The organism is Roseibium salinum, from assembly GCF_026240905.1.
Classification (GTDB): domain Bacteria; phylum Pseudomonadota; class Alphaproteobacteria; order Rhizobiales; family Stappiaceae; genus Roseibium; species Roseibium salinum.
This window is the reverse complement of the sequence record NZ_JAPEVI010000003.1, coordinates 1670583-1694599: the sequence shown is the minus strand read 5'-3', so window position 1 is coordinate 1694599 and position 24017 is coordinate 1670583. Positions and strand designations below refer to the sequence as shown.

At 60.7% G+C, this 24017-nt stretch carries 18 protein-coding genes and 1 pseudogene; 10 read left to right on the top strand and 9 right to left on the bottom strand.

Going from position 1 to position 24017, the window contains the following annotated elements; all coding sequences use genetic code 11:
- Positions 1–29: 29 nt before the first annotated feature.
- Genes ON753_RS12355 through lptF form a run of 3 tightly spaced genes read right to left on the bottom strand, consistent with a single transcriptional unit; the run spans position 30 to position 4679 of the window.
- On the bottom strand, positions 30–2399 hold the full coding sequence (locus tag ON753_RS12355; RefSeq protein ID WP_265962920.1) for an LPS-assembly protein LptD: 2370 nt from the start codon (positions 2397–2399) through the stop codon (positions 30–32).
- A 34-nt stretch (positions 2400–2433) separates the two neighbouring features.
- Positions 2434–3495 (bottom strand): LPS export ABC transporter permease LptG, encoded by a 1062-nt coding sequence (lptG, locus tag ON753_RS12350; RefSeq protein ID WP_265962918.1) that lies wholly within the window; start codon positions 3493–3495, stop codon positions 2434–2436.
- Positions 3495–4679, bottom strand: coding sequence for an LPS export ABC transporter permease LptF (lptF, locus tag ON753_RS12345; protein ID WP_265962916.1), 1185 nt, complete (start codon positions 4677–4679; stop codon positions 3495–3497). Before lptF ends, lptG begins: the two co-directional genes overlap by 1 nt.
- 246 nt (positions 4680–4925) lie before the next feature.
- Between lptF and ON753_RS12340 the strand changes: the two genes are divergently transcribed.
- From ON753_RS12340 to ON753_RS12330, 3 genes are all read left to right on the top strand, one after another.
- Positions 4926–6425 carry a leucyl aminopeptidase gene (locus tag ON753_RS12340; RefSeq protein ID WP_265962914.1) on the top strand — a complete coding sequence of 500 codons (1500 nt, stop codon included), beginning with the start codon at positions 4926–4928 and terminating at the stop codon, positions 6423–6425.
- A 480-nt stretch (positions 6426–6905) separates the two neighbouring features.
- Positions 6906–7358: a DNA polymerase III subunit chi gene (locus ON753_RS12335; RefSeq protein WP_265962912.1), complete on the top strand. Its 453-nt coding sequence runs from the start codon at positions 6906–6908 to the stop codon at positions 7356–7358.
- Between the two features lie 23 nt (positions 7359–7381).
- Positions 7382–7777: a rhodanese-like domain-containing protein gene (locus ON753_RS12330; RefSeq protein WP_265962910.1), complete on the top strand. Its 396-nt coding sequence runs from the start codon at positions 7382–7384 to the stop codon at positions 7775–7777.
- A gap of 18 nt (positions 7778–7795) precedes the next feature.
- Here ON753_RS12330 and ON753_RS12325 read toward each other — a convergent pair whose 3' ends face one another.
- The 4 genes from ON753_RS12325 to ON753_RS12310 all read right to left on the bottom strand — a co-directional run bounded on the left by ON753_RS12325 (position 7796) and on the right by ON753_RS12310 (position 13020).
- Entirely contained in the window at positions 7796–9121 is a 1326-nt protein-coding gene (locus ON753_RS12325) for a DUF4349 domain-containing protein (RefSeq protein ID WP_265962908.1), read from the bottom strand.
- Positions 9122–9451: 330 nt separating this feature from the next.
- Positions 9452–10153 carry an HAD family hydrolase gene (locus ON753_RS12320; protein WP_265962907.1) on the bottom strand — a complete coding sequence of 234 codons (702 nt, stop codon included), beginning with the start codon at positions 10151–10153 and terminating at the stop codon, positions 9452–9454.
- Positions 10153–12039 (bottom strand): ABC-F family ATP-binding cassette domain-containing protein, encoded by a 1887-nt coding sequence (locus tag ON753_RS12315; protein WP_265962905.1) that lies wholly within the window; start codon positions 12037–12039, stop codon positions 10153–10155. The genes ON753_RS12320 and ON753_RS12315 overlap by 1 nt, the downstream gene beginning before the upstream one ends.
- Positions 12040–12141: 102 nt before the next feature.
- The gene (locus ON753_RS12310) at positions 12142–13020 is read right to left on the bottom strand and encodes a DUF4344 domain-containing metallopeptidase (RefSeq protein WP_265962903.1); all 879 of its coding nucleotides are present in this window, start codon (positions 13018–13020) and stop codon (positions 12142–12144) included.
- A 239-nt stretch (positions 13021–13259) separates the two neighbouring features.
- On the opposite strand from ON753_RS12310, the gene ndk reads away from it, so the two are divergent.
- From ndk to ON753_RS12295, 3 genes and pseudogenes are all read left to right on the top strand, one after another.
- On the top strand, positions 13260–13682 hold the full coding sequence (gene ndk / locus ON753_RS12305; protein ID WP_265962901.1) for a nucleoside-diphosphate kinase: 423 nt from the start codon (positions 13260–13262) through the stop codon (positions 13680–13682).
- A 174-nt stretch (positions 13683–13856) separates the two neighbouring features.
- The gene (locus ON753_RS12300; protein WP_265962898.1) at positions 13857–14987 is read left to right on the top strand and encodes a YHYH protein; all 1131 of its coding nucleotides are present in this window, start codon (positions 13857–13859) and stop codon (positions 14985–14987) included.
- A 97-nt stretch (positions 14988–15084) separates the two neighbouring features.
- Positions 15085–17180, top strand: a pseudogene (locus ON753_RS12295) (molybdopterin-containing oxidoreductase family protein).
- On the opposite strand, the gene ON753_RS12290 reads toward ON753_RS12295, so the two are convergent.
- Both ON753_RS12290 and ON753_RS12285 read right to left on the bottom strand, forming a co-directional pair.
- Entirely contained in the window at positions 17177–17323 is a 147-nt protein-coding gene (locus tag ON753_RS12290) for a hypothetical protein (protein ID WP_265962896.1), read from the bottom strand. The pseudogene ON753_RS12295 and the gene ON753_RS12290 sit on opposite strands and share 4 nt — an antisense overlap.
- 5 nt (positions 17324–17328) lie before the next feature.
- Entirely contained in the window at positions 17329–18489 is a 1161-nt protein-coding gene (locus ON753_RS12285) for a WD40/YVTN/BNR-like repeat-containing protein (RefSeq protein ID WP_265962894.1), read from the bottom strand.
- A 305-nt stretch (positions 18490–18794) separates the two neighbouring features.
- On the opposite strand from ON753_RS12285, the gene ON753_RS12280 reads away from it, so the two are divergent.
- The 4 genes from ON753_RS12280 (at position 18795) to ON753_RS12265 (ending at position 23991) form a co-directional block, all read left to right on the top strand.
- Positions 18795–19829, top strand: a complete 1035-nt coding sequence (locus tag ON753_RS12280; RefSeq protein WP_265962892.1) for an HPP family protein — start codon at positions 18795–18797, stop codon at positions 19827–19829.
- A gap of 53 nt (positions 19830–19882) precedes the next feature.
- Complete coding sequence (locus ON753_RS12275) at positions 19883–20533, top strand: 5-formyltetrahydrofolate cyclo-ligase (protein WP_265962890.1); 651 nt, start codon at positions 19883–19885, stop codon at positions 20531–20533.
- Between the two features lie 286 nt (positions 20534–20819).
- Positions 20820–22013, top strand: a complete 1194-nt coding sequence (locus tag ON753_RS12270) for an HlyD family secretion protein (protein ID WP_265962888.1) — start codon at positions 20820–20822, stop codon at positions 22011–22013.
- 1 nt (position 22014) lies between these two features.
- Positions 22015–23991, top strand: a complete 1977-nt coding sequence (locus tag ON753_RS12265) for a glycosyltransferase family 2 protein (RefSeq protein WP_265962886.1) — start codon at positions 22015–22017, stop codon at positions 23989–23991.
- Positions 23992–24017: the final 26 nt, after the last annotated feature.

Below are 24017 nucleotides of genomic sequence, written 5' to 3'. Positions count from 1 at the left end.
GCGCGTACTTCTGCTACACGGTTTCTGATTTAGTTCAAAGCACCGCTGGAGACTTGTGTATTGCCGATCGTCCTGAGGCCAACTCGGAAATACAGCGTGCGGTTGACGTTGTCACCGTCATTCCGGCTCCGGTCCTCGGCATAAGAGACCGAAAGGGAGAACCCTTCGTCGTCATAGCCGAGCCCGAGCCCGTTCTGGACGATGTTGCTGTTTTCCAGGTCGTAGCGCATGGAACCGAACAGCCGCCAGTTCTCTTCCAGCCGCAGACTCGCCGATCCCAGAATCTCTTCACGCGGCGCGTCGATACCGACATCCGGTTGAGCATCCAGGAACGCATAGGCGAGCGAGGAGACCACGGGGCCGTAAATGGCACTCGCCTGCGCCTGCAAGCGGTTGACGCTGAAATCGTCCTTGTCGAGACGAGCCTGGGCGCCGAGCTTCACGCCGTATTGGGTGTCCAGGTAGAGGCTGCCGACATAGTCCGAAAGGTCCGAGGCAAGACCGGAGTCGTCCGTGGCGCCGAGGATGTCCGGCGTTGCGTAGGAGTTTTCGCCGGCCAGATGGTAGGACCGGCCAAAGAGGCCGCTGACGTAATAGCCGCTGTCCAACTGAAGCCTGTAATTAAGGCCGAGGTTCAAGCGCGTGCCGCCTTCCGCCCGGTCGAACCCGGAGAACTTGTCATAGTCGAACAGGGTCGTGGTATCGAAGACGATGCTTTGGGCATCGTCGTTCGGAAGCTCTCCAATCCTCTGTTCGTCCGGGCGGGCGACGATTTGAGCCACGGGCTCGAGAATCTGGTTGCCGCCATCGAAGGAGGCGATGAACGGATACCGGTACTCCAGACCGACCGCCGGCATGGCGCGGCCCACAAAACTCTCGCCCGTCAGCGCCGTCACGTCGGAATCGGGAGAGGCCAGGAAGAATAGATCGCCGCGCACATAGGCGAAAGGCGTGAAGGACTGGCCCAGGGGGTCGATGAATGTCCGGCGCCAGTTGCCCTTGACCGAGAAGCGGGAGAACGTGCCGTCGATCCCGCGAAATTTCGGCGTCGTGCCCCCGTCGACCGAAAACGCATCGGTTTCGTCGCGGGTGAGGGATGTCAGGTTTGCGGTCAGCGCAAGCTCACCGGCCAGGATGGGATCGGCGAAGACATAGTCGTAATCGACGACCGGCAGAACCAGCGGCTGCTTGTCCTGCAGGGAACTGCCGACGGGGGAAAAGCCATTGGCGTTGAATTCGCTGTCCGAATAGTCTTCCTGCGAAATCTGGAAGGCGTAGGCGCGGACGCTCAACGCATTGCGATCGGTCATTCCTTCCAGGTAGATCTGGGACGTGTCGCCACTGAAGCTGGTGAAGGCGTAGTCCCTGAAGAACTGGCGGTCGCTCTTGTAGGTGAGGTCCCAGCCGAGCGTCCAGTCCCGCGCAATGGAGAAGGACCCGGTCGAGTTGACCGCGCCGCGCCAGCGCATATCCGCTCTGGGGGTCGAGAACTGTCCCGGCTGTGTCTGGAACAGCCCGGCTCCGGAAATGCTGGCGGCACCGGTCCGAAACTGCTGACGGTACTCGACGTCGGCGAACAGTCCCTGCTTGGTCATTGGGGTGAGGGTGGTCGTCAGGTCATAATAGGGATTGAGCGCCCAGTAATAGGGAACGGTGACGCCGTAGCCGAGCTTGTCCGAAATGACACCGCTCGGCATCAGGAAACCCGATTTCCTCTTAACGGAGGGATCCGGCATGGACAGATAAGGCAGGTACGCGATCGGCCGTCCGTAGACCTCAAAGGCGGCGTTTTCGAACCGGATAATCTTTTCCTGCTGGTTGTGGATGATTTTCTCGGCCCGAACGCGCCAGAGCGGCGGCTTGTCCGGCGGATTTGTCGGTTTGGTATAGACCGTATAAATGCCGTTTTCGATCGTGGTGACGTTGTCGCCTTCGCGGCGCGCCTGAGCCGCCAGAAACCGCGTGCGCCTGGTCGTGTCGATCTGCAACGCCCGGGCGAAGCCTTCCGAGAAGTCCTCCGAAAGGGTCATCTCCGCCGTGCGGATGACATTGCCGTCGGCCTCGATGAAAATCACGTTGCCGACCGCCTTGAGCTGCTGGTTGCCGCGGTCGAAGACGATCTGATGGGCCTGGACGGTGTTTCCGTCATAATAGACCTGAACGTCGCCGGTCGCGACGATCAGGTCCCGGTCGAAGTCATAGGTGACCTCGCTGGCTTCCAGGATCAGATTTGCATCCGGATCGAGCTGCCCTGCAAGGTTGGAACCGATATCCTGGGCATGGACGGGAGCAACGACGCCATGACAAAGGGTTGCCGCTATGGCAAATACGCTTGCCGCCGCCAGTAGACTGCCTTTTTTGGCCCATATCTCTGTGTTCAGGAAAACTGGAAAAGACATAGCTCTTAACCGTCTTCCTGATGCAAGAGAATCGTCAAACCCATAAGTACTCCAAATATTCCGGGCGCCCAGGCGGCCACCAGGGAGGGACGATGCCAGCGCCCCCAAAGTCCTTGGCAAGCTCGGTTAGAACGTAAAGCACGAACCCGGACAGGATTCCACCCAGAATCATCGTCCCCAGCCCGCCAAACCTCGAAACTTTAAGGGAAACTGCTGCTGCGATCAAAATCATCGCAACCAAAAGAAGTGGTCGCGCCAGCAATGTCTGATACTGCAAATTATACCGATAGGCGGGTAACCCTGCGTTTCTCGCCAGTTCGATGAAACGAGGCAGGTTCCAGAAGGAAATCGATTCGGGAGAGCCGATGCTTTCGCGCACTTCGGTTGCGGTCAAGAACGTGCTGACCTGATAGCGCCCGTAATATTGTGGATCCTGCTCGGTGGTGTAGACGATGGCATCGTCCAGATACCAGATCTCGTGTCCGAGCCGCGCCTGCTTGGCTTCGATGCGCTCCCGGAAAGTGCCGTCCTTGTCGAAGGTGAAAACGGTGACACCCATGAGCCGCGTTCCGCCATCCAGAAGCTGCTTGGCAAGCAGCACCGATTCCCCGTCGAGCCCGTCCTGGCGCACCCAGACGTCGTTGGAATTCTGCAGTAGGAAGCTCTCCTCCGTGCCGAAGAGGCCGGCGGCGGCTTCGTCCGATTTCTGTTGAAACCAGACGGCCGCGGGATTGTAGATCGTGATGGACAGAATGCCGAGTGCGATGCCGACGGTGATCGCGGGCATGCAGAACTGCCACACGGAAACACCGGACGCCCTTGTCACAACAAGCTCAAGGCCGCGGCTCAAGGTGACGAAGGCGGCTATAGAGCCGAACAGGACCGTAAACGGAATGACCTGTTCCAGCAGAAGAGGAACGCGCAACACGGAAATCAGCGCCACCCGGAGCACGGAAAATCCTTCCCGGTCGCCACCACGGCGCACGAGTTCCAGAACGTCGAAGAGATAGATCAGGACGGCGGCAAACAGGAAAAGACCGAGAATGGCTTTCAGGAAGCGGCCAGAGAAATAGACGGTCAGAGTGCGCCCGAGCATTAGGCCGCGCCTCCCGTCCGCCGGTTATGCAGACGATCAACCAGGGCATCGATCCGCTCTTGTACCGCCAACTGCAGATTGGTCAGCCATTTCGGTTGGCGTCTCTGCTCCCTGAAGGCGGAGATGAGGGCCAGTGCGGATGCCGAGACCGGAACCGCGTAAAGCAGGCCGACAAGAGCCGTCGAGCCGCCCGATATGGCGGTTACTCCAAAACCGGCCGTTCTCAGCAGAACGCAAGACGCAATCGCGGCCACAACTGCCAGGCCTCGGCTCTGGCGTGTGGTGCGGGCCTTGCCGAGATAGGCGAAGACGATGAGCCCGAAAGCGATGCAATAGAGCGGCTGGCTGAAGCGTTCATGAAGTTCCGTCGTCAGCTTTTCCGGATTTTTCAGCGCATAGGCGTCATTGCGGCCGGGCGACAGGAGATTGGTGGTTGTTCGTTCACTCGCCTTGAAGACCGGCTCTCCGGCCTCCGGTATCAGGTTGGAAAGGTCAAAGGCATAGGACTGAAACCGGACGATCGAGATATCGCCTTCCTGTTTGGGGCGACGCTGGATGGTGCCGTTTTGCATTACGAGCAGCGTCCGGTCGGCCGCTTCGACGATCAACCCCGTATCGGCCTGATAGGTGAAGGCGGTTTCCGCATCCCGGGTGTCATGCAGCAGAAGGCCGTCCAGGGTGCCTTTGCCCGACCGGTTGCGGATGTGGAACGTCAGGCCGTCTTCCACGGTGATGAAACGGCCCGGCTTGACGATGTTGGCGACGAGGTCGGCCCGCACCCGTGTAATCTCGGTTCTGAGCTGGGCAAGCCCCATGGGGGCGAAATAGAGCGACATGCTGGCTGTGAGCAGCATGACCACCGTAGAAAAAATCATCACCGGTCTCAGCACCAGAAACCGGGAACCGCCACTGGCGTCGATCACGATCAGTTCGCTGTCGCCGGACAGCGCGTTGAGCACCAGGATGAGCGCGATCATGAGAGCAAAAGGGGCGACGATGACGATCAGGAACGGCAGGGCAAGGATGGTAATGCCGATAAACTGGACGATCGTCTGCCCCTTGGAAGTCACCAGATCCAGTTGGCGCAACGCCTGCGTGGCCCAGACAACACCCGTCATTGCCGCAATGGTGAGGGTGAATGCATAGACAGTCCGGCGGACGATGTATCGTTCGATCGTTTTCATAACGGTGCCGGAACTTGTCCCTTGTAAAATTGACTACAATTCAGCCCAGGTCCGAATAACACGGAATGTGGTGAACGGGCCGTGAATAAGAATGGTAAATATACATTAAATTTTGCGGCCCTTGCCGGAAAGCTGTTGAAACCCCATGATTTGGCGTGAAAGCTGCAACGCCAAGGATAGGAGGCAACGCCTCTCTACCGCCTGGGCACCCGCCTACACAAGATGCAAAATCAATAGGACCGACGAATGATCAAACTTGCGAAAATCTCATTTGTAAAAGCAGACGCTCCGAAGTCGGGCGTCGCCGTGATCCTGGCCGGCGAAGACCTGAGTGTGGGACCCGGCGCGGGGGAGGTCGTTTCCGGTGTCGAGGGCGGGTTGCAACGTGTGGCGGGGATAGCCGGATTCTCGGGCAAGAAGAAGACAAGCCTCGACCTGGTCGCTCCTCGTGGACTTGGCCTGGACCGGCTGATCGTGTTCGGCCTTGGCAAGCCTTCCGAACTGACGAAAGACGACTGGCGCGCCTTTGGCGGCGCCGTGCTCGCCGAGCTTCAGAAGGCCAAGGCGGAAGCGGCAACGGTATTGCTCGATGTTCCGGAAGGCGCGGAGATCACGGCCGAGGATGCGGCCGAATTCGCAATGGGTGCGAAGCTGCGCGCCTATGCGTTCGACAGATACAAGACCAAGAAAAAAGATGACGAAGGCGACAAGGACCTGAAGCTCAGCCTGGCCGTCTCAGACCCGAGGAAGGCCAAAAAAGCCTGGGGGACTGCGGAGGCCATCGCGGACGGTGTGATCCTGGCACGCGATCTTGTCAACGAACCGGCCAACGTGCTCGGACCAGTGGAATTCGCCCAAAAGGCACAAGAGCTGGAAAAGCTCGGCGTCGAGGTTGAAGTCCTCGGCGAAAAGGAAATGAAAAAGCTGAAGATGGCGGCCCTGCTCGGCGTCTCCCAGGGGTCGGTCCGTCCGCCCCGTCTGGCGATCATGCGCTGGAATGGCGGCAAGAAGGGGACCGCTCCAGTCGCGCTTGTCGGCAAGGGTGTGGTGTTCGACACCGGCGGCATCTCCATCAAGCCGGCCGCGGGCATGGAGGACATGAAGGGCGACATGGGCGGCGCGGCCGCTGTCATCGGTGCCATGCATGCCATTGCCGCGCGCAAGGCAAAGGCCAACGTGATCGGCGTGATCGGCCTTGTCGAAAACATGCCGGACGGCAACGCACAGCGGCCCGGCGATATCGTCACCGCCATGTCGGGCACCACGATCGAGATCCTCAACACGGATGCGGAAGGCCGCCTCGTTCTGGCGGACGCGCTCTGGTACACCCAGAAAGAATACAAGCCGGCGATCATGATCGACCTGGCGACGCTGACGGGTGCCGTACTCGTGGCGCTCGGCAACCTGAATGCCGGGCTGTTCTCCAACAATGACGAACTCGCAGACAAATTGCTGGCGGCGGCAAAGGCGAGTGGCGAGCCGCTGTGGCGCCTGCCGCTTTCCAAGGACTACGACAAGCTGATCGATACGCCCAATGCGGATGTCAAGAACACCGGCGGCCGCTGGGCCGGGTCGATCACGGCTGCCCAGTTCCTGCAGCGCTTCGCCAATGACGTGCCCTGGGCGCATCTGGATGTTGCCGGAACCGCCTTCGGTGCACCAAAGGACGATATCTGCCAGAGCTGGGCGTCCGGCTATGGCGTTCGCCTGCTCAGCCAGCTCGTGGCCGATCATTACGAAAACTGATCAGTCCATACAAAGCGAAAAACCCGCCGTTGCGGCGGGTTTTTCCGGTTCGTTTTACCGTGTTTTCAGCAGGTTTTGTATGTCTGGCAGGCGGTCGCCGGTTCGACAAGAAATCCCATTCCAAGCGTGGCGCCGGCAACGGCAACCACAAGCGCAAAAAACACAACGACACGTGCAAGCATTCACAAATCCCCTCGCAAAGCCGGTTCGGGAAAACCGCTCACCAGCTCGAAATCAAATGATCCTTGGATCGTCCCCGGGTCGAAACCCTAGTCAATCGACATTTGCGAAGGGTTAATGATACGAGTCTCGTGGTCTGTCTATGGTGGGGTTGCCGTTCCCGCAATTTGACCGGCCAGCTGTTGCACCGCTGCACCAGTGCCCCTGGGGAACTTCTGACGTGAAGTGTGGAAAGGCCGAAATGACGCTTGGAATAACCTGCGCTCGCGTGAACGAGCCTATCCACCGCCGGAACCGCCGATGACCACTGAAGTCGTGTTTTACCACCTTCTGCATAAACCGCTCGAAACCGCGCTGCCGCAGCTGTTGCTGAAATGCCTGGAGCGGAGCTGGAAGGTCGTGGTGCAGACCGGCACGGAAGAGCGCTGCAACGCTCTCGATGCGCATTTGTGGACCTACGCCGATGACAGCTTCCTGCCCCATGGCACCAGGGCGGATGGGTATGCCGAACATCAGCCGATCTATCTGACGGCGGGTGACGACAACCCGAATGAGGCAGATGTCCGCTTTCTGGTGGACCGGGCGCAGCCGCCGCCTCTTTCGCCCTACAAGCGCGCTATCTACATCTTCGACGGCAACGATCAGGACGCGGTCCAGGAAGCCCGGCAGCGCTGGAAAGAGGCAAAGGACGAAGGCTTCGAGGTTGCCTACTGGCAGCAGACGCAGTCAGGCGGCTGGGACCGGAAAGCCTGAAGCCGCCCGTCAGGAGGGAAACAATGAGAAAACTGAAACTCTCGTCCGAAGACATGGTGAAAAGCGCGAAGGCGCGCATCGAGGAGGTCGAAACGGCCGACGCAATTGCGCTCGCCGGTCGCCCCGATGTCGTGTTTGTCGATCTGCGCGACATCCGCGAGCGCAAACACTCAGGCTTTATCCCCGGCAGCTTTCACTGCCCGCGCGGCATGCTGGAATTCTGGGTTGATCCGGAAAGCCCGTACTTCAAGGAGATTTTTGCCGAGGACAAACGCTTCATCTTCCATTGTGCCGCCGGATGGCGGTCGGCACTTGCTGTGGCCACCTTGAAGGATATGGGTTTCGAAGCCGCCCACCTGACGAATGGATTTGTCGATTGGGTGAAGCAGCGCGGGCCGGTTGAACGGGCGGACGGATAACCGCCCGCCCGACTTCGCTTACTGTCCTGCGTCGGTCAGGCGAAGCTCTTCCTCTAAGACTTCCGGATCGGATGTGTCCGAGCCTTCCGTATCGGCAACGTCATCAGTCGCGAGGGGATCGGTTTCGTCCCCCGTTTCTTCAGTTGCCTCACGGATTTCCTGGGTCTTACCCTCCAGAACCTCTGTCGCCCAGTCGACCATTTCATCATCGACCGGACGATCGTTGTTGATCATGCTTTCCAGGGCGTCCTGAAGTGCTCCCCGGGAGGCGTCCGCTTCAAGTTCGGCGAGCTCACCTTCCGCTGTGCTATAAGTTTCTTCGATCGTCTGGTAATCGGTGAATTCCGGGCTTTCAAGAATTCCGTTCAAGGTGTCGATTTCCGCCTGCAGCGCCGCGATTTGCTCTTCGGTTGTCAGTTCCTCGACGGGGTCGACGACTTCCTCGCCATCGGTTACTTCAGCGGGGTCGACGACTTCTTCAGGGGCAACCGGCTCTCCAAGAGCCTTGAGTTCCGCTTCCAGTGCGTCGATCTGGCTGGCAATGTCTGCAGCCAATTCTTCGGAGCTTAGATCGTCAACGGTCAAATCTTCAAAACCCTCGATCCCTTCGAGAGATGCCAGCAGAGACGTCCGCGCTGCGTCGAATTCTTCCGCCAGAACGTCGAACGCTTCCTGGGCCTTCTGATACTCGATGGACGCGCCGATATAGTCGACGACCGAGGCGAGGTGCGGATCATTGGAATTGATATAGGCGTTATAATTCCGCTTCAACGAGTTGAGCCGGCCGAGCCTGGCGTTGAGGTTCTTCTCCTTGCCAACGGGATTGACCGATGGGGTCACGTCGACGCTGGCGAGCGTGGCCCGCTCTGTCTTGGACAAACGATGCGTATCGGCTTTTCCGGAGCCGCGCGAAGCAGTGTTGCGTGCGCCGCCCGACGAGGATTTGCGTGAGGAGGCCGACGAGGACTTGCGTGACGAGGACGGGCTGTCTTTCGTCCCGAAGACGGAATTCAGGAAAGCGCCGACGCCGCCGCCGCCGTTGCCGTTACTGGCCTGTTTGCTTCCGTTGCCGCGGTTGGAGACGCCGGATCCGCCGGAGCCTTTCGATGCGGACTTGCCGCCGCCGCCGGAATTGCCGTTCCCGCCGGAGTTGCCTCCGTTGCCGCCGGAATTTCCGCCACCGTTGCCGTTGCCGCCACCGTTGCCATTCCCGCCGCCATTGCCGTTTTTCGCAAAAGCCTTGTCAGCGGGAGCAAAGGAGAACGGCAAGTCAGGTGCCAGTGCAGGCGTAACAACAAGCGCGGCCGCGCCAATCATGAGGGTTATTTTTCTTGTCAAAGCCATGGGGTGTCCTTACGTGCGTCCTGAACTTCGGATTGAAGAATTCCTTACCCGGAAACCCTGCCCCGTCACGACAAACACGGGCTGAGACTCCAAGCGTTCAGAAAGTAAAACACGTCAGGTTTTGATGTCTTCCACACCAAATGAAACGAATCAGTAAGGAAAGCGGAGGGTTTCGGGTTGTGGTTATCCGAATATTAATAGGTCAACTATGATTTGAATTTCATTGTAGTTTACAAACAAATTTAAACAAAATTTGAACAGTGAGGGAGATGTTGACTACGCACTTCCGACGAGGGGTGTTTAAACTATCTAACCTTGAGTAATCTTCTCCTACGCCAATCTCGCAAGAAGTTGTGGAACCTTGCCGATGTGGTCGAGCCGGTAAAACCTCTCGATCCCGTGCGGTTCGTCCGCGTGCTCCAGGGCCCAGGTCACGTCATAGGGCACATGCACGCCAAATGCTCCCGCCGTCAGCGCCGGGAGAATGTCCGACTTCAGGGAATTGCCGACCATCATGGCTTCCGCTGGACCGGTGCCGTGCCTGGAAAACAGGGTGCGATAGGTTTCGTCGCTCTTTTCGGAAACGATCTCGATGGCGTCGAAATAGACGTCGAGCCCGGAGGTAGTGACCTTCCGTTCCTGATCGAAAAGGTCTCCCTTGGTAATCAGCACAAGGCGGTAGCTGGGTTTCAGCGCCTTCAGGGTCTCTTCCACGTGGGGCAGGGGATCGATCGGATGGGTGAGCATTTCCCGCCCGGCCTCGAGAATCTCGGCAATCACGTCCGCAGGCACTCGCCGGTTCGTAACCTCGAGGGCCGTTTCAATCATGGAAAGCGTGAACCCCTTCACGCCATAGCCATAGTGCAGCACGTTGCGCCGTTCGGCGGCGATCAGGCGCTCCGACAGATGGTTCTTGTCCGTGTAGTCGGCCAACAGGCCGGCAAAGCGCTCTTCCGTGAGGCGAAACAGCCGCTCGGTGTGCCAAAGCGTATCATCCGCATCGAAACCCAGCGTGGTGATATTGACCGGCATCAGCTGGCCTCCTCAAATTCAGCGGAGAGTTCCAGCCACTCCTCTTCCGTCTTCACCAGCTTCCTTTCGCAATAGGCGCGTTCCTTGGCGAACTTGGCGGCCCGTTCCGGCTCGCGGGTAAAGAAGCCGGGGTCGGCCAGCGCCTTGTCGAGCTTGTTGATCTTTTCCCGAAGGCGGGCCATTTCCTTTTCCGCGGCGTCGATCTTCTGCTTCAACGGTTTCAGCTGGCTGCGCTTCTGCGCCGCTTCCCGGCGCTTGTTCTGCGAGTTGGTCTTTTCGGCTTCTTCGGCATCCGCCTTGTCACGGGCTCTCTGGGCCGCTTCCGGGCCTTGCAGGATCAGGCGGCGGTAATCTTCCATGTCGCCGTCATAGGGGGCAACCTTGCCATCGGCCACGAGCCACAGCCTGTCGGCACAGGCTTCGACAAGATGGCGGTCGTGGCTGATGAGCACGACAGCACCCTGGAAGTCGTTGAGCGCCATGACCAGCGCTTCCCGGCTGTCGATGTCCAGGTGGTTGGTCGGCTCGTCGAGGATGAGCAGATGCGGGCCGTCAAATGTCGCCAGACCAAGCAGGAGCCGGGCTTTCTCGCCCCCTGAAAGATCTTTCGCGGGCGTGTCCATCCGGTCCGTCGGCAGGCCGAAGCGGGCGACACGCGCCCTGACCCTGGCTTCCGGAGCATCCGGCATCAGCGTGCGCACATGCGCGACCGCGCTTTCCGCCGGCTTCAGCTCATCCAGCTGATGTTGGGCGAAGAAGGCGATCTTCAGCTTGGAGGCCCTGGTGATCTCGCCTTCCATGGCGTCGAGGCGTCCGGAAATAAGCTTGGCGAACGTGGACTTGCCGTTGCCGTTGGCCCCAAGCAGGGCGATCCGGTCGTCCGTGTCGATATTCAACGTCAGCCGCGACAGGATCCTGGTGCTGCCATAGCCCGTGGAGACGCCTTCGAGCTTGAGGATTGGCGGGGCGAGCTGGGTCTGCGGATCCGGGATTTGGATCGGCTTGCTGCTTTCATCCGTCAGCGCTGCAATCGGCTGCATCTTTTCCAGCATCTTGAGGCGCGACTGTGCCTGGCGCGCCTTGCTGGCCTTGTAGCGGAACCGGTCGACAAAGGCTTGCATGTGCTTGCGCTGGGCGTCCTGCTTTTCCTTCGCCTTCTCCGCAAGAACCATCGCCTCGCGGCGTTGACGGTCGAAACTGTCATAGCCGCCGGAATAATAGGTCAGCTTGCCGCGGTCCAGATGCAAGATGCTGTCGACCGCCTTGTTGAGGAGGTCCCGGTCGTGGGAGATCAGCAGCACCTGATGCGGGTAGCGGGCGACATAGTTTTCCAGCCAGAGCGTACCTTCCAGGTCGAGATAGTTGGTCGGCTCGTCGAGGAGAAGCAGATCCGGCTCCGAGAACAGGACCGCTGCCAGGGCGACACGCATCCGCCAGCCGCCGGAAAAGGATGAGCAGGGCCGCTGCTGGGCCGCCGCGTCGAACCCCAGGCCGGACAGGATCGCCCCGGCACGGGCCTCTGCGGTATGCGAACCGATATCGGCAAGGCGTGTATGGATTTCCGCAATCCGGTGCGGATCGGTTTCGGTTTCCGCTTCGCGCAACAAGCCGCTGCGTTCCGTATCGGCGGCGAGGACGACTTCCATCAGCGTGTCTTCGGTGCCCGGCGCTTCCTGGGCGACCTGGCCGATGCGGGCGCGTTTGGGCGTCTGAACCGACCCCGTCTCGGTGGAAAGATCACCCGTGATGATCTTGAAGAGCGTTGTTTTACCCGCGCCATTGCGCCCCACCAGCCCGGTCTTGGCCTTGCCGGGAAGCGTTACGCTGGCTTTGTCGATCAGGAGACGATCCCCGATCCGGTATGTGAGATCCGTGATTTGCAACATGGGCCGGATGTTTGGCGAAGCCGGCCGGCGGATGCAAGAGGAAAGCTGGAATTCGATCGATCAAACGGCGGGCTGTGGCAAAGCTGCACGACCGGGAGCCGTTTAATCCGCGTCCTTCAGGACGTCCAGATAGATACCCGCAAAGGCGCCGAGCAGTTCGTGACAGAGAATGACTTCCCGCATATCCGGGTCCCAGAATGCGTTTTCCTCATCGCAGGACGTGGCGCGGAAGGTGACATTTTCCGGAAGCTCGTAAAGCGTGTCGAGTTCCGCGGCGACGTCTTCCATCAACGCGCTTTCCTTCAGGAAGAGAGCAAGCGAAGAAAGGCCGTCGGGAGCCGGCTCGTGACGGACCTCGATCTTGCCTGCCGGCGGATCGTCCTCCCTCAGATAGGGCTCGGTTGCGGTTTCCCAGGACGCCGACACCTGTTCATAGTCTTGGCTGCAGGTTTCGACCCGTTCCTCCGGCAGCCCCAGTTCCTGGGCGACGTCGAGAAACGCACGTTCATCCGCGCCGACCATCAGACACAGCATCCGGTAGCCGCGCTGCGGATCGAGATCATGCTGGTCGTAAAAGGTGACGTCCTCGCCGTCATCCCCGGCGATCAGAAACCAGCCGATCATGGCGTTAGTCAGCAGCAGGTCCATGTCGTCTGAATCGGCGGCGAGCATCGTGACCGTGGCAAGGTTGTCGACTGCATCCTCTTCCTGGGCAAGCACGGGAAGGCCGAGCTCCGACACCAGCATGTGCCCGCCTTCATGATAGAGCGTGAAGAGCGCGTTTCCGGCAACGAAAACGAGAAGCTCTTCCAGTTCCTCGGAGTTCAGGCCGGCCAGATCTTCATCGATTTTCGCAAGATATCCGCCGTCTTCCTGCGCCGCGGCCAGCGACGGTGCAGCGGCAAGGCAGAGACAGAAAACAGCGGTCGCCGCGGTTGCAGCCGTTCTGATGCGAGCGAGGATCGCGGCGGTTCGCGTCATATTGGGAGGGGCCTGTATCAGATCCGGGAGCTTCGTTGAAGCATTGCGTCGGCCGAGATTATGCACCGCAAGCCTGCGTGGCCAGCATCATTCGCCAGGATGGGCCGGTAATCGACATCAAATTGTATTACGCACGCCCCTTGCGGGGGACGCGGCGCCCCGTTATGAAGGCCGCGAAATTCCGAAGTGACCGATCCGGCAAGGCTGCCGGATGCTCCCAAGACGAGAAAGACGAAACCATGGCGATTGAACGCACGTTTTCCATGATCAAGCCGGACGCCACTAAGCGCAATCTGACCGGGGCCATTACCGCAAAGCTCGAAGAAGCCGGCCTGCGCGTCGTTGCCTCCAAGCGCGTCTGGATGTCCCTGCGCGAAGCAGAAGCATTCTACGCCGTTCACAAGGATCGCCCGTTCTTCGGCGAATTGACCGAGTTCATGTCTTCCGGCCCGACCGTCGTTCAGGTTCTGGAAGGCGAAGACGCGGTTGCCAAGAACCGTGAAGTCATGGGCGCGACGAACCCGGCCGAAGCCGCCGAAGGCACCATCCGCAACGAATTTGCCCTGTCCATCGGTGAAAACTCCGTGCATGGCTCGGACGCTCCCGAAACCGCTGCCGAGGAAATCGCCTTCTGGTTCGCCGGCACCGAAATCGTCGGCTGAATCGCGCACAGATCAGGCATTCGAAAGCCGGTCCTTCGGGATCGGCTTTTTTGTGGCCGCGTTCATCAGCGGTTACATCCGGTTACACAATCTTACCGATGGACGACAGCATTCCCTGTCCGTTGACTGCATAGTCGCTGTCGGTCGTGGGCGACCAACTGGGAGAGAAAAAGCATGCGCTTGAAAATTGCGCTCGCCGGTGCGCTGGTCGCACTGCCTGCATCAGCACATGACAGTTCACATCCGATTATCGGCGAAGAGCCTGTCGAACACGGTCACATCAGCGACGAAGTCTGGAACCTCTTGCTGCCCGAGGCAGAGGCGTCCGCGGACATCACGGTCGACGGCAATTCCAGACGCATCCGGGCGAATGGCTATCCGACCAAGCCTCCGGGCCGATTTCCCAACAGCGACAACCCGCACGCCATTTCCAAGAAGAACTACAATCTGAGAGTTCCGCTCGATCCACGCACGAACGGGCGGGCGACCAACGCGCAAGACGCTGTCTTCGGCATTGCGATCAACGGTGTGGTCATGGAGCCGGGCACGGCGGAATACTGGCAGAACGACCGGCGGTCGGGCTGGAACTACGAGGCGCTGGGCGGTGCCTGCAAGCTGGGACTTGACACATACAACGCTCATGTCCAGCCGGACGGCACCTATCACTATCACGGCATTCCGACCGGCGTGCTTGCCGCCAGCGGCGGCAAATCGGTCCCGGCGATGATCGGCTACGCAGCCGATGGTTTTCCGGTCTACGGGCCCTACGGATATTCCGATCCAAAGCGCAAGTCCGCGGTGAGGAAGCTCAAAAGCAGCTACCGGGTGAAAAGCGGAACCCGCCCCGGCGGGCCCGGAGGGCGTTACAACGGCAAGTTCACGCAGGACTGGACCTTTGCGGCGGGAGCCGGAGACCTGGACCAGTGCAACGGCCGTTTCGCCGTCACGCCGGAATATCCGGAGGGCACCTATCACTATGTCCTGACCGACGCGTTCCCTTTCATTCCGCGCTGCTGGATGGGCACGCCGGACTCCAGCTTCACGCGCTTGAAAGCACGGGGGCAGCGGGGCGGAATGGATAGCGGCGATGGCCGTTCGACGGTGGACTTCGCAACGCTGACGGACAACAGCGAAGCTGCCGTGACTCTGATCCAGGCCCAGGGCGGGCGTCCTCCGCGCCTTCACCCGGGTAGCAGACCGCCTCCCGGCTTCGGGCAAGGGCCAGGTCAGGGACCGCGCCAGGGCGCAACGGCGGGAAGACCGGGCGGCGGCCGGGGCGGCAAGTCGCCCTGCAGCGGAAGGTGACCATTGGTGATGACGAAATATCGGAGAGGCGCTTGACGGCGCCTCTCTTTGTTTGTCACTACACCTTGATTGAAGCGCATCTGCCGATTGGACCGAGATGACCCAGCAGCCGCCAAAAAGCGCCTTTTCCGCCTGTCCGCACGATTGCCCGTCCACCTGCGCCCTGGACGTCCATTTTGATGCCGATGGCAGCGTCAAGCGGATCAATGGCTCCAGGGACAACGACTACACGGCGGGCGTGATCTGCGCCAAGGTCGCGCGCTATGCCGAGCGGCTCTACCATCCGGACCGGCTTCTGAAACCCATGCGCCGTGTGGGCAGCAAGGGGGAGGGACGGTTCGAGGAGATCTCCTGGGACGCGGCGCTCGACCTGATCGCGGAAAAGTTCCTGGCGGCGGAAGCCGAGTTCGGCGCGGAGAGCGTTTGGCCCTATCACTATGCCGGCACGATGGGCCTGGTCCAGCGCGACAGCATTCACCGCCTGCGTCACGCGAAGGGTTACTCCCGCCAGTTCGACAGCTTCTGCACCAACATGGCCTGGACCGGATATGTTGCCGGAACGGGCAAGCTTGCCGGTCCCGATCCGCGTGAAATGGCCGTCTCGGACCAGATCGTCATCTGGGGCACCAATCCGGTCGCGACCCAGGTCAACGTGATGACCCACGCAATTTCGGCCCGCAAGAAGCGCGGCGCGCGGATCATCGTCGTCGACGTCTATCAGACCGAAACGATGAAACAGGCCGATATCGGCCTGATCCTGAAGCCCGGCACCGATGCGGCGCTTGCCTGCGCCATCATGCATGTGCTGTTCCGCGACGGGTTTGCCGACCGGACCTATCTGGAAAAATACACCGACTGCCCGAAGGAACTTGAAGCCCATCTTGCCACCAAGACACCGGACTGGGCGGCGGCGATCACCGGACTGGACGCCGGGCGCATCGAAGAGGTGGCGCGGCTGATCGGTGAGGTGAAGAAGACCTTCTTCCGCCTCGGCTACGGCTTCACCCGCTCGCGCAACGGCGCCGTCGGCATGCACGCCGCCAGTTCCATCGCCGCCGTAACCGGCTGCTGGCAATATGAAGGCGGCGGCGCGTTCCACAACAACGGCGCGATCTTCCAGCTCAACAAGGGGATGGTCGAGGCGACCTCGCTGCGGGATCTGTCCGTACGTGCGCTCGATCAGAGCCTGGTGGGGCGCGTGCTGACCGGGGATGAAGCGGCGCTCTTTGGCGGTCCCCCGGTCAAGGCGATGCTGATCCAGAACACCAATCCGGTGTCGGTTGCCCCGGAGCAGGAACTGGTGAAGCAGGGATTTGCCCGCGAGGATCTCTTCACAGTGGTCCATGAGCAATTCCTGACCGAAACCGCGCAAATGGCGGATATCGTCCTGCCGGCAACGCAGTTTCTGGAACACGACGACTTCTACAAGGGCGGCGGCCACCAGTATCTAATGCTGGGACCGAAGGCTGTTGAGCCACCCGACGGGCCAAGGGAAAACCTGTTCGTTCTCAATGAGATCGCTCGCCGCGTTGACTCAAAATCTCATCCCGGTTTCGATTTGAGCGCGCGCGATCATATCGACTGGATGCTCCGGAATTCCGGCTATGGCACGCTTGCCGAGCTGGAAGCGTCCAAATGGATCGACCTGCAGCCGGATTTTGAAACCTCGCACTATCTGAAGGGCTTCGGCCACGCGGACGGCAAGTTCCATTTCAAGCCGGACTGGGGCCGCTCCGGCGCACCCAACAAGCCGGACGGCGCCCCGTTCGGGCCATGGACGTCGATGCCGCTTCTGCCCGATCAGTGGGACAGCATCGAACTGGCGACGGAACAACACCCGTTCCGGCTCGTGACAGCCCCGGCGCGGTCCTTCCTGAACTCCTCTTTCAACGAAACTGAGAGTTCGAGGAAAAGGAAATCCGTCCGGAAGCCTGGCTCCGCCCGCAAGACGCCGCGCGGTTCGGCATAGAGGACGGCGCCCGGGTGAAAATGGGCAACGGTCGCGGCGTGGTCACGTTGCACGCCCGTCTGGTCGAAACCGTCGCGCCCGGAACCGTGATTTCCGAAGGCATCTGGCCCAACGAGGCGTTCGAGGACGGCAGGGGCATCAACACGCTGACCGGCGCCGACCCGGTCGCGCCTTATGGCGGGGCTGCGTTTCACGACATTGCAGTGTGGGTGAGGGCGGCTTAGCGCAACAGCATGAAACTGCCTGTCGGCAACTCGACCCACTTGCCCGGTCCGTAAAGGCCGATGCCGTCTCTCAGTCCGTCATTCCGGACAAGCCGGGCGGAGCCGCGCGCAGATCCGGAATGAAGAAGCGTCTTTTCAGCCATTCCGCTCACCCCCTGTCCAGCACCTCCACCGAAAGCACCGTTGGCAGATGGCGGGCGATTTCCTGCCAGTTTTCGCCTTCGTCCATACTGGCGAAGACCGAACCGGAATTGGTGCCGAAATAGATGCCGGCCGGGTCGCGCCTGTCGCCGGCCATGGCCTGGCGCAGGACCGTGAAGAAGCAGGCCACCTGGGGCAGGCCCTCGCGCTTTGCCTGCCACGACTTGCCGCCATCCGTTGACTTCCACACCGCCGCCGCGGCATCCGGCGGGAAGCGGCCGTCCGTGTCGCCATTGAGCGGCAGGGTCCAGATCGTTTGCGGGTCCCTGGGGTGAACGCGGATCGGGAAGCCGAAGGTTGACGGCAGGCCGTCGGTGATGTTGTCCCAGCTGCGTCCGCCGTCGCCGGAGCGCCAGACGCCGTGGTGGTTCTGCTGATAGAGAATGTCGCCGTCACCAGGCGCGCGCATCATGTTGTGCACACAGTGGCCCGTCTCGCCGTCTCGCGCTGCCGCCGGATGGCTGTGCCCTTCATCCGTGACCGTGTTGGAAAGCCTGTTCCGCCGCTCCCAGGTGGTGCCGCCGTCCTCGGTTGCAAATACGCCTGCCGCCGATATGCCGATCCAGAGTTTTTGCGGATCCTGCGGATCGGATACGATCGTGTGCAGCACCAGTCCGGCCGCGCCCGGATTCCAGCTGTCGGCGGACGGGTGGTTGGCGAGCCCTTCCAGATGCTCAAAGCTCCGGCCGCCGTCCTTGCTGGCCAGGAAGCGCGCCGGCTTCGTTCCGGCATAGAGCGTACCGTGTGCATAGCCGAGCGACCAGATCTGCGAAAACGTGTCCTCGAAAGGGGCCGGCCGGGCGCTCCAGCCGATCATCGCGGCGAAATCCGGATCGTTTGCGGCCCAGTCGTCCATCTGGCCCTTGGTGAGCTTTGAAAGCTCCCAGTTCTTGCCGCCGTCGGTGCTCCGCCAGACACCGGCTCCGAACCAGTCACCACCGCCACCAGCCCAGATCGTGCCGCTCTCGGCATCTCCGACCACATGGTTGATCGGCCAGCCATCACAGAAGGGGCCGTTGACAGTCCAACCGGACCTGTCGCTGCCGCCCGCCAGCAGAAACGCACCCTTGGTCGTGCCGACCAGCACTGTCAGTTCTCCCGCAGTCATCCGCTCCTCCTCAGATCCGGCTGCGCTTGTTCACTTCGGCGTGGAGAATAACACGGCTGTTGAAATTGCCGATGCAAATCTTGGGTTGAGACACCTACAGGCCTCACCGGGGCCGCGCCGGCTTTGGAAAACCGTTTCCCGCACAGCCCGGAAAAGAGTTTGATAATCCAAGCAACTCGACCACAGGTCGCCTAAACAGTAAGCAGTTGCACAAAAAAGGGGCGGTTTGTATGCGCGGTGGCGAAGAATCTGCTTGGTGGTCGACCTTCTTTCCGGCCATGCCCTGGCCTGAACGGGGTGAGCTCTTGAAAGCAACGCTCGGCGGAGCGGTGGGCATCGCCGCCTGCGCGTTGATAGCCCAGGCGAGCGAAGGGTTGGGCGGACTTCATCTCTTTCTCGTCGCACCCCTTGGTGCCAGCGCCGTTCTGGTCTTCGCCGCGCCCAACAGCCCGCTGGCGCAACCCTGGTCGGCCGTTGCCGGCAATACGCTGGCGGCCGTCTGCGGGGTGCTCGCCGCCCTGTTTCTGGAGCCCTGGTTGGCGCCGGCCGTTGCGGTGGGCATGGCGTTCGCCGCAATGATGCTCGGCCGCGCGCTCCATCCACCGGGCGGGGCCGTTGCGCTTCTCATTGCACTTGAGCCGCAACTTGTCGCGCAAGCGGGAGCGCTTCAGGTCTGTCTGAACGTCGCCGTCATGACCGCCGCTCTGGTCGCGACCGGCCTGGCGTATCACAGGTTCTCCGGCCGGAAATATCCGCTCAGAAACAGCCTGGCCAAAAGCGCCGCGGCGGGCAATTCGCGTCTGGGATTGAGCAAGGACGAATTGACGGACCTTCTTGCAAGGTTTCATCAGTCGGCCAACCTGGGCGCTGTCGACCTTGGCCGGCTCCTGGCGGCGGCAGAGGAGGAGGCGATCCATCACCGCTTTGGCGATACGACGTGCGGCGAGGTCATGTCACGCAACATCGCCACCGTCGCGCCCGATGCTGCCTTCCAGGAAATCGTCCGCCGCTTTCGCCAGACCGCCGAGCCGGCTCTGCCAGTGATTGGCGACGACGGCCGCGTCGTCGGAGTGGTCACGCAGCAGGACGTGCTCGCTCAATTGGCACGCTGCAAGAACCTGCGCCTCTTTACGCCGGCAAACTCGGCGCGGGATCTGATGCGTGCGCCTGATGCCGTGGTCGAATTCGATACCCCGCTCGGCGAAGTGGTGACCATGATGATCCGCCAGCGCTGCCAACTCGTTCCGGTCACTGAAAACGGCGTTCTGAAAGGCCTGTTGACAAGATCCGGACTGCTGGATGTCATTCTGCTGTCGGCTGCCGAGCGCAAGGCGGCGTAAGGGAAACCGGCAGGCGCGGCGGAAACGTCTTTCTCAGCACAGGACCTGTAGAAATGAGCAACGAAGAGGACCTTCCCGGTGATCCGGTGTGTTACGCCCACAAACTCGTCGGCGGCCATATTGTCGACGAGCAGACGTTCAGGGATGTCAGCCGGTTCCGCAAGGCAGAACGCACCCGCCTGGTCGAAAAACGCAAGCGCCTGCCAAGCGGCGAGCGCCAGGAAAAGACCGCTGCCCTGGTCTCCAACCTGCGCCGCATCCTCCAGGGGAGGCGCTTCACGACCATCGCCGCCTACTGGCCGATCCGCGGCGAGCCGGACCTGAGACCCCTGCTGAGCGACCTCTGCGAAGCAGGTATCACAGTGCTGCTCCCCCGCATCGTCACCAGAGACGAACCCCTCCAGTTCATCCCCTGGGCCCCGGGTTGCGACATGATCCGCGGCCCATGGAACATTCCGGTTCCCGGCAAGGGCGACCCGCAGGTGCCTGATCTCGTGCTGTCGCCGCTCGTCGGAGTCGACCCGGACAGATTCCGCCTCGGCAATGGCGGCGGCTACTACGACCGGACACTGGTGGCCTTTCCCGTGAAGCCGACGACGATCGGCGTCGGTTTCGAGTTCTGCCTAATCCCGACGATCTTTCCGATGCCGTGGGATGTGCCGATGGATATGGTCGTAACGGAGGATCGGGCGAGGGAGCAGTAGTGCATCCGGCGACGTTCGAAGAGTTTACAATTACTGATTGCATTTTGTCTGCTTTCAGAAGATCGCAACTATAGCATCTAATCGAGATCTGATGTATACGTCGAAGCATAGTCGAGAGATTGATGTGCTTCTGCTCCGCAGGCGTCCGTTTTTCCACCAAGAAGCGTTGTTTCTATTTCAGGCGGGCGCGTTAACTAAAATATGTTAGCGTCTCTTTACATACTGCACGTTGTGCGGGCACCTTGTGATGTCGCTTGTTCGATTCTACGACATCACGTGAGGTTGGATGCGGATAGTCAGGCTGATACTCGCCGTCATGGTGGTCGCTGCTGCCGTCGTCGTAATCGTGGGCGAGCATATGTCCGGCGTGAGCGCCGATGCGGTTATCAACGCCAGATTGACCACCTTGAACGCGCCGACAGCGGGCATTCTGTCGCTCCCGCACCGGTCGCTGGGGTCGTATGTTCGCAAGGGAGAGACGATCGGCTCGATTTCGGATCCCCTGGTCGACAATGTCCGGCTCAACGAACTGGTCCACGAGCGGGCTCGTGTTACGGCTGAAATCCTGCGCCTGAAGAAAAACATCGAGGCGGTGGAACAATCGGTGACAGAGCTTGAATCCCGTTCCGGGCGGTACCAGAAACGGCGGGTGCAGCAACTCGGGGCGGAATTGCAGGCATTGCGCTCGCAAATCGGCGCCGCCAGGGCGCGCGGAGAAGAAGCCCGGGCGGCCTTGACCAGGTCGAGACAGCTGACCGAAAGAGGACTGGAGACCGCCGCTTCCTTCGAACGGATCAGGGCGGCGCAAAAAGTGGCGGAGGAGGAGGTTGAAACTGCACGCCAGCAAGCCGCGGTCGTGGAAATCGAGCTGCAGGCGGCAAACTCCGGGATGTTTCTCGGTGACGGATACAATGATGCCCCGTATTCGGAGCAGCGGATACTTGAATTGTCGCTGCGGCTCTCCGAATACAAGGCGATGCTGGCTGCCGAACAGTCGAGGGGCGAAGCCCTGGACCGGCGCATAAACGTGGAACGCCTGCGGGTGAATCGGCTGTCATCCTCGGCACTTACCTCCAACGTGAATGGATCTGTCTGGGAAGTCCTGACCGCGGACGGGGAAACGGTGCAAAGGGGCGAAGCCCTGATGCGGCTGGTGAATTGCAGCGCCACGATTGTCACGTTGAGCGTTGCGGAATCCGTCTACAACCGCCTGAAATCCGGAGACCGGGCCAAGTTCAGGCTCAACCAGGGCGGCCAGGTGTTTGACGGTACCATCACCCGCCTGGCCGGGTCCGGTGCGGAAACGATATACCGCAACCTGGCCGTGGCTCCGAGCGAGAGGCATCTGCAGCGCTTTGATGTCGCGCTTCTGGTGCCGGAGTTGGCGAACGACCCGGCGCTTTCGTGTGCGATCGGACGGACGGGCCGCGTTTTCTTCGAGGCCCGTCCGCTCGACTTCCTTCGCGGCCTGTGGTCCTGAAATGTTTCCGCTTCTGTATCTCAGTGATACGGCTTCCAGCATCATGCAGATCAACCTGGTGCTGGCGATCGGAATGGTCGTTCCGCTGCTTCTGTCGCCAAGGAACAATCTGCATCGGGCACTGCTTTTCGGCGCGTGCGGGGTTCTGACGATCCGATATCTTCATTGGCGTGCGAGCGAAACGCTTGCGCCCTTTGGATTGACGCTGGATTGCCTCGCCAGCTGGTCATTCTTTGCCATCGAACTGGGAGCGGCCCTGTCGTCGCTCAGCGCCTTTGTCATTCTCTCGCGCGTGCGTGAGCGAAAACAGGAAGCGGACCGTCAGGCCAACTGGTGGCAGGGGGAGGCGCCCCGGGTCGCCGTTCTCATACCCACCTATAACGAGGATCGAGAGGTCCTGGAGCGGACGATCGTCGGGGCGTTGGCGCTCGACTATCCCAATTTCGTCATTTACGTTCTCGACGACAGCCGCCGGGACTGGCTGGAGGACTATTGCGCCTCCCAGGCCGTGCGCTATTTCCGCCGATCGGACAATGCCGGTGCGAAGGCCGGAAACATGAACCACGCCCTGGGCCGGATAACCGAGACCGGAGAGGTGCCGGACTTCGTAGCTGTGCTCGATGCCGACTTTGTTCCGCACAGCAACTTCCTGACGCGGACCGTGGCTCTCCTCCAGGAGGAAGCGGTGGGCCTGGTGCAGACGCCGCAGCATTTCTTCAATGCCGATCCCATTCAGCACAATCTTGGACTGAGCCGATCCTATCCGGACGAGCAGCGCTTCTTCTTCGATCACATCCAGCCCTCGCGGGACGCCTGGGACATCGCATTTTGCTGCGGCACATCTTCCGTCATCCGCTGGAGCGCCCTGGAGGCAATCGGAGGCTTTCCAACGGAAAGCGTGACCGAGGATTTCCTTTTGAGCCTGTGCCTCAAGAACGCCGGATACCGGTCCGTCTATCTGAACGAGGCCTTGACGGAGGGGCTGGCCCCCGAAGGTCTCAGAGAATACATCACACAGCGCGCCCGCTGGTGTCTGGGCCAGATGCAGATTGCCCGCAGCAAGCTTGGACCTTTCTCGCGGAACAATCTCGGCCTGGCCGACAGATGGAGCGTTGTGGATTCAGTTCTGTTCTGGAGCACCACCTTTCCGTTCCGGATTGCGGTCCTGTTTTTTCCGCTCCTCTACTGGTATTTCAATATCCTGGTCGTGGAGGCGACCTTGCCCGAAGTACTCAGGTATTTCGGCGTCTATTACCTGTGGATCCTGATTACGCTGAATTTCATTTCCGGCGGGCTGGTCGTGCCGGTGGTCAATGACATCAGCCAGTTGTTGGGTGCGGTCCCAATTACCCGCGCCGCTTATTCGGGGCTGTTTTTCGCCAGGGACCGCCCATTTTCGGTGACTGCAAAGGGAGGAAATCGCAGTCGGGTGATCGTGCAATGGCAATTGATCGTGTTCTTCGGCGCGCTCTTTCTCGTGACGCTCACCGGCATGGTGCTCGCAATCGCATCGGATCTGTTTGTCTTCGACGACAGCGGACAGAGCAAGGTCGTGATCATGTTCTGGACATTCTACAATCTGCTCGTCCTTGGCGTGACCATCCTTGTGTGCATCGAACTGCCGAGGCGCGAACTGCACCTGGGCGACAGGCCGGAACGGACATACCTGCGCACGGCGGAAGGCAGGGTGCGCGTCTGGATCGTCGGGCTGACGCAGAACTCCGTAAGGATCCGCGGCGCCTCCGTCGCCGATGATGTCCCCGTCGAGATCGAGATCGAAGGTGTCGGTCCGGTCCGGGCCGTCGTGACAACGCCCAATGTGGACGGGGCCAGGCTGCTTCTCGAGCCGACGCCCGAACAGTACCAGGATCTGCTGAAGCGTTTTTATACGACCGGCGACGTGCCGAGTGTCACCAGCACCAGATACAGCGCTCTGATCGCCGATCTCGCGCGCAGGCTGTCGCGCCCCCAATCGTGAGGCGCAATTGCAGGCAGCAGGTGAGC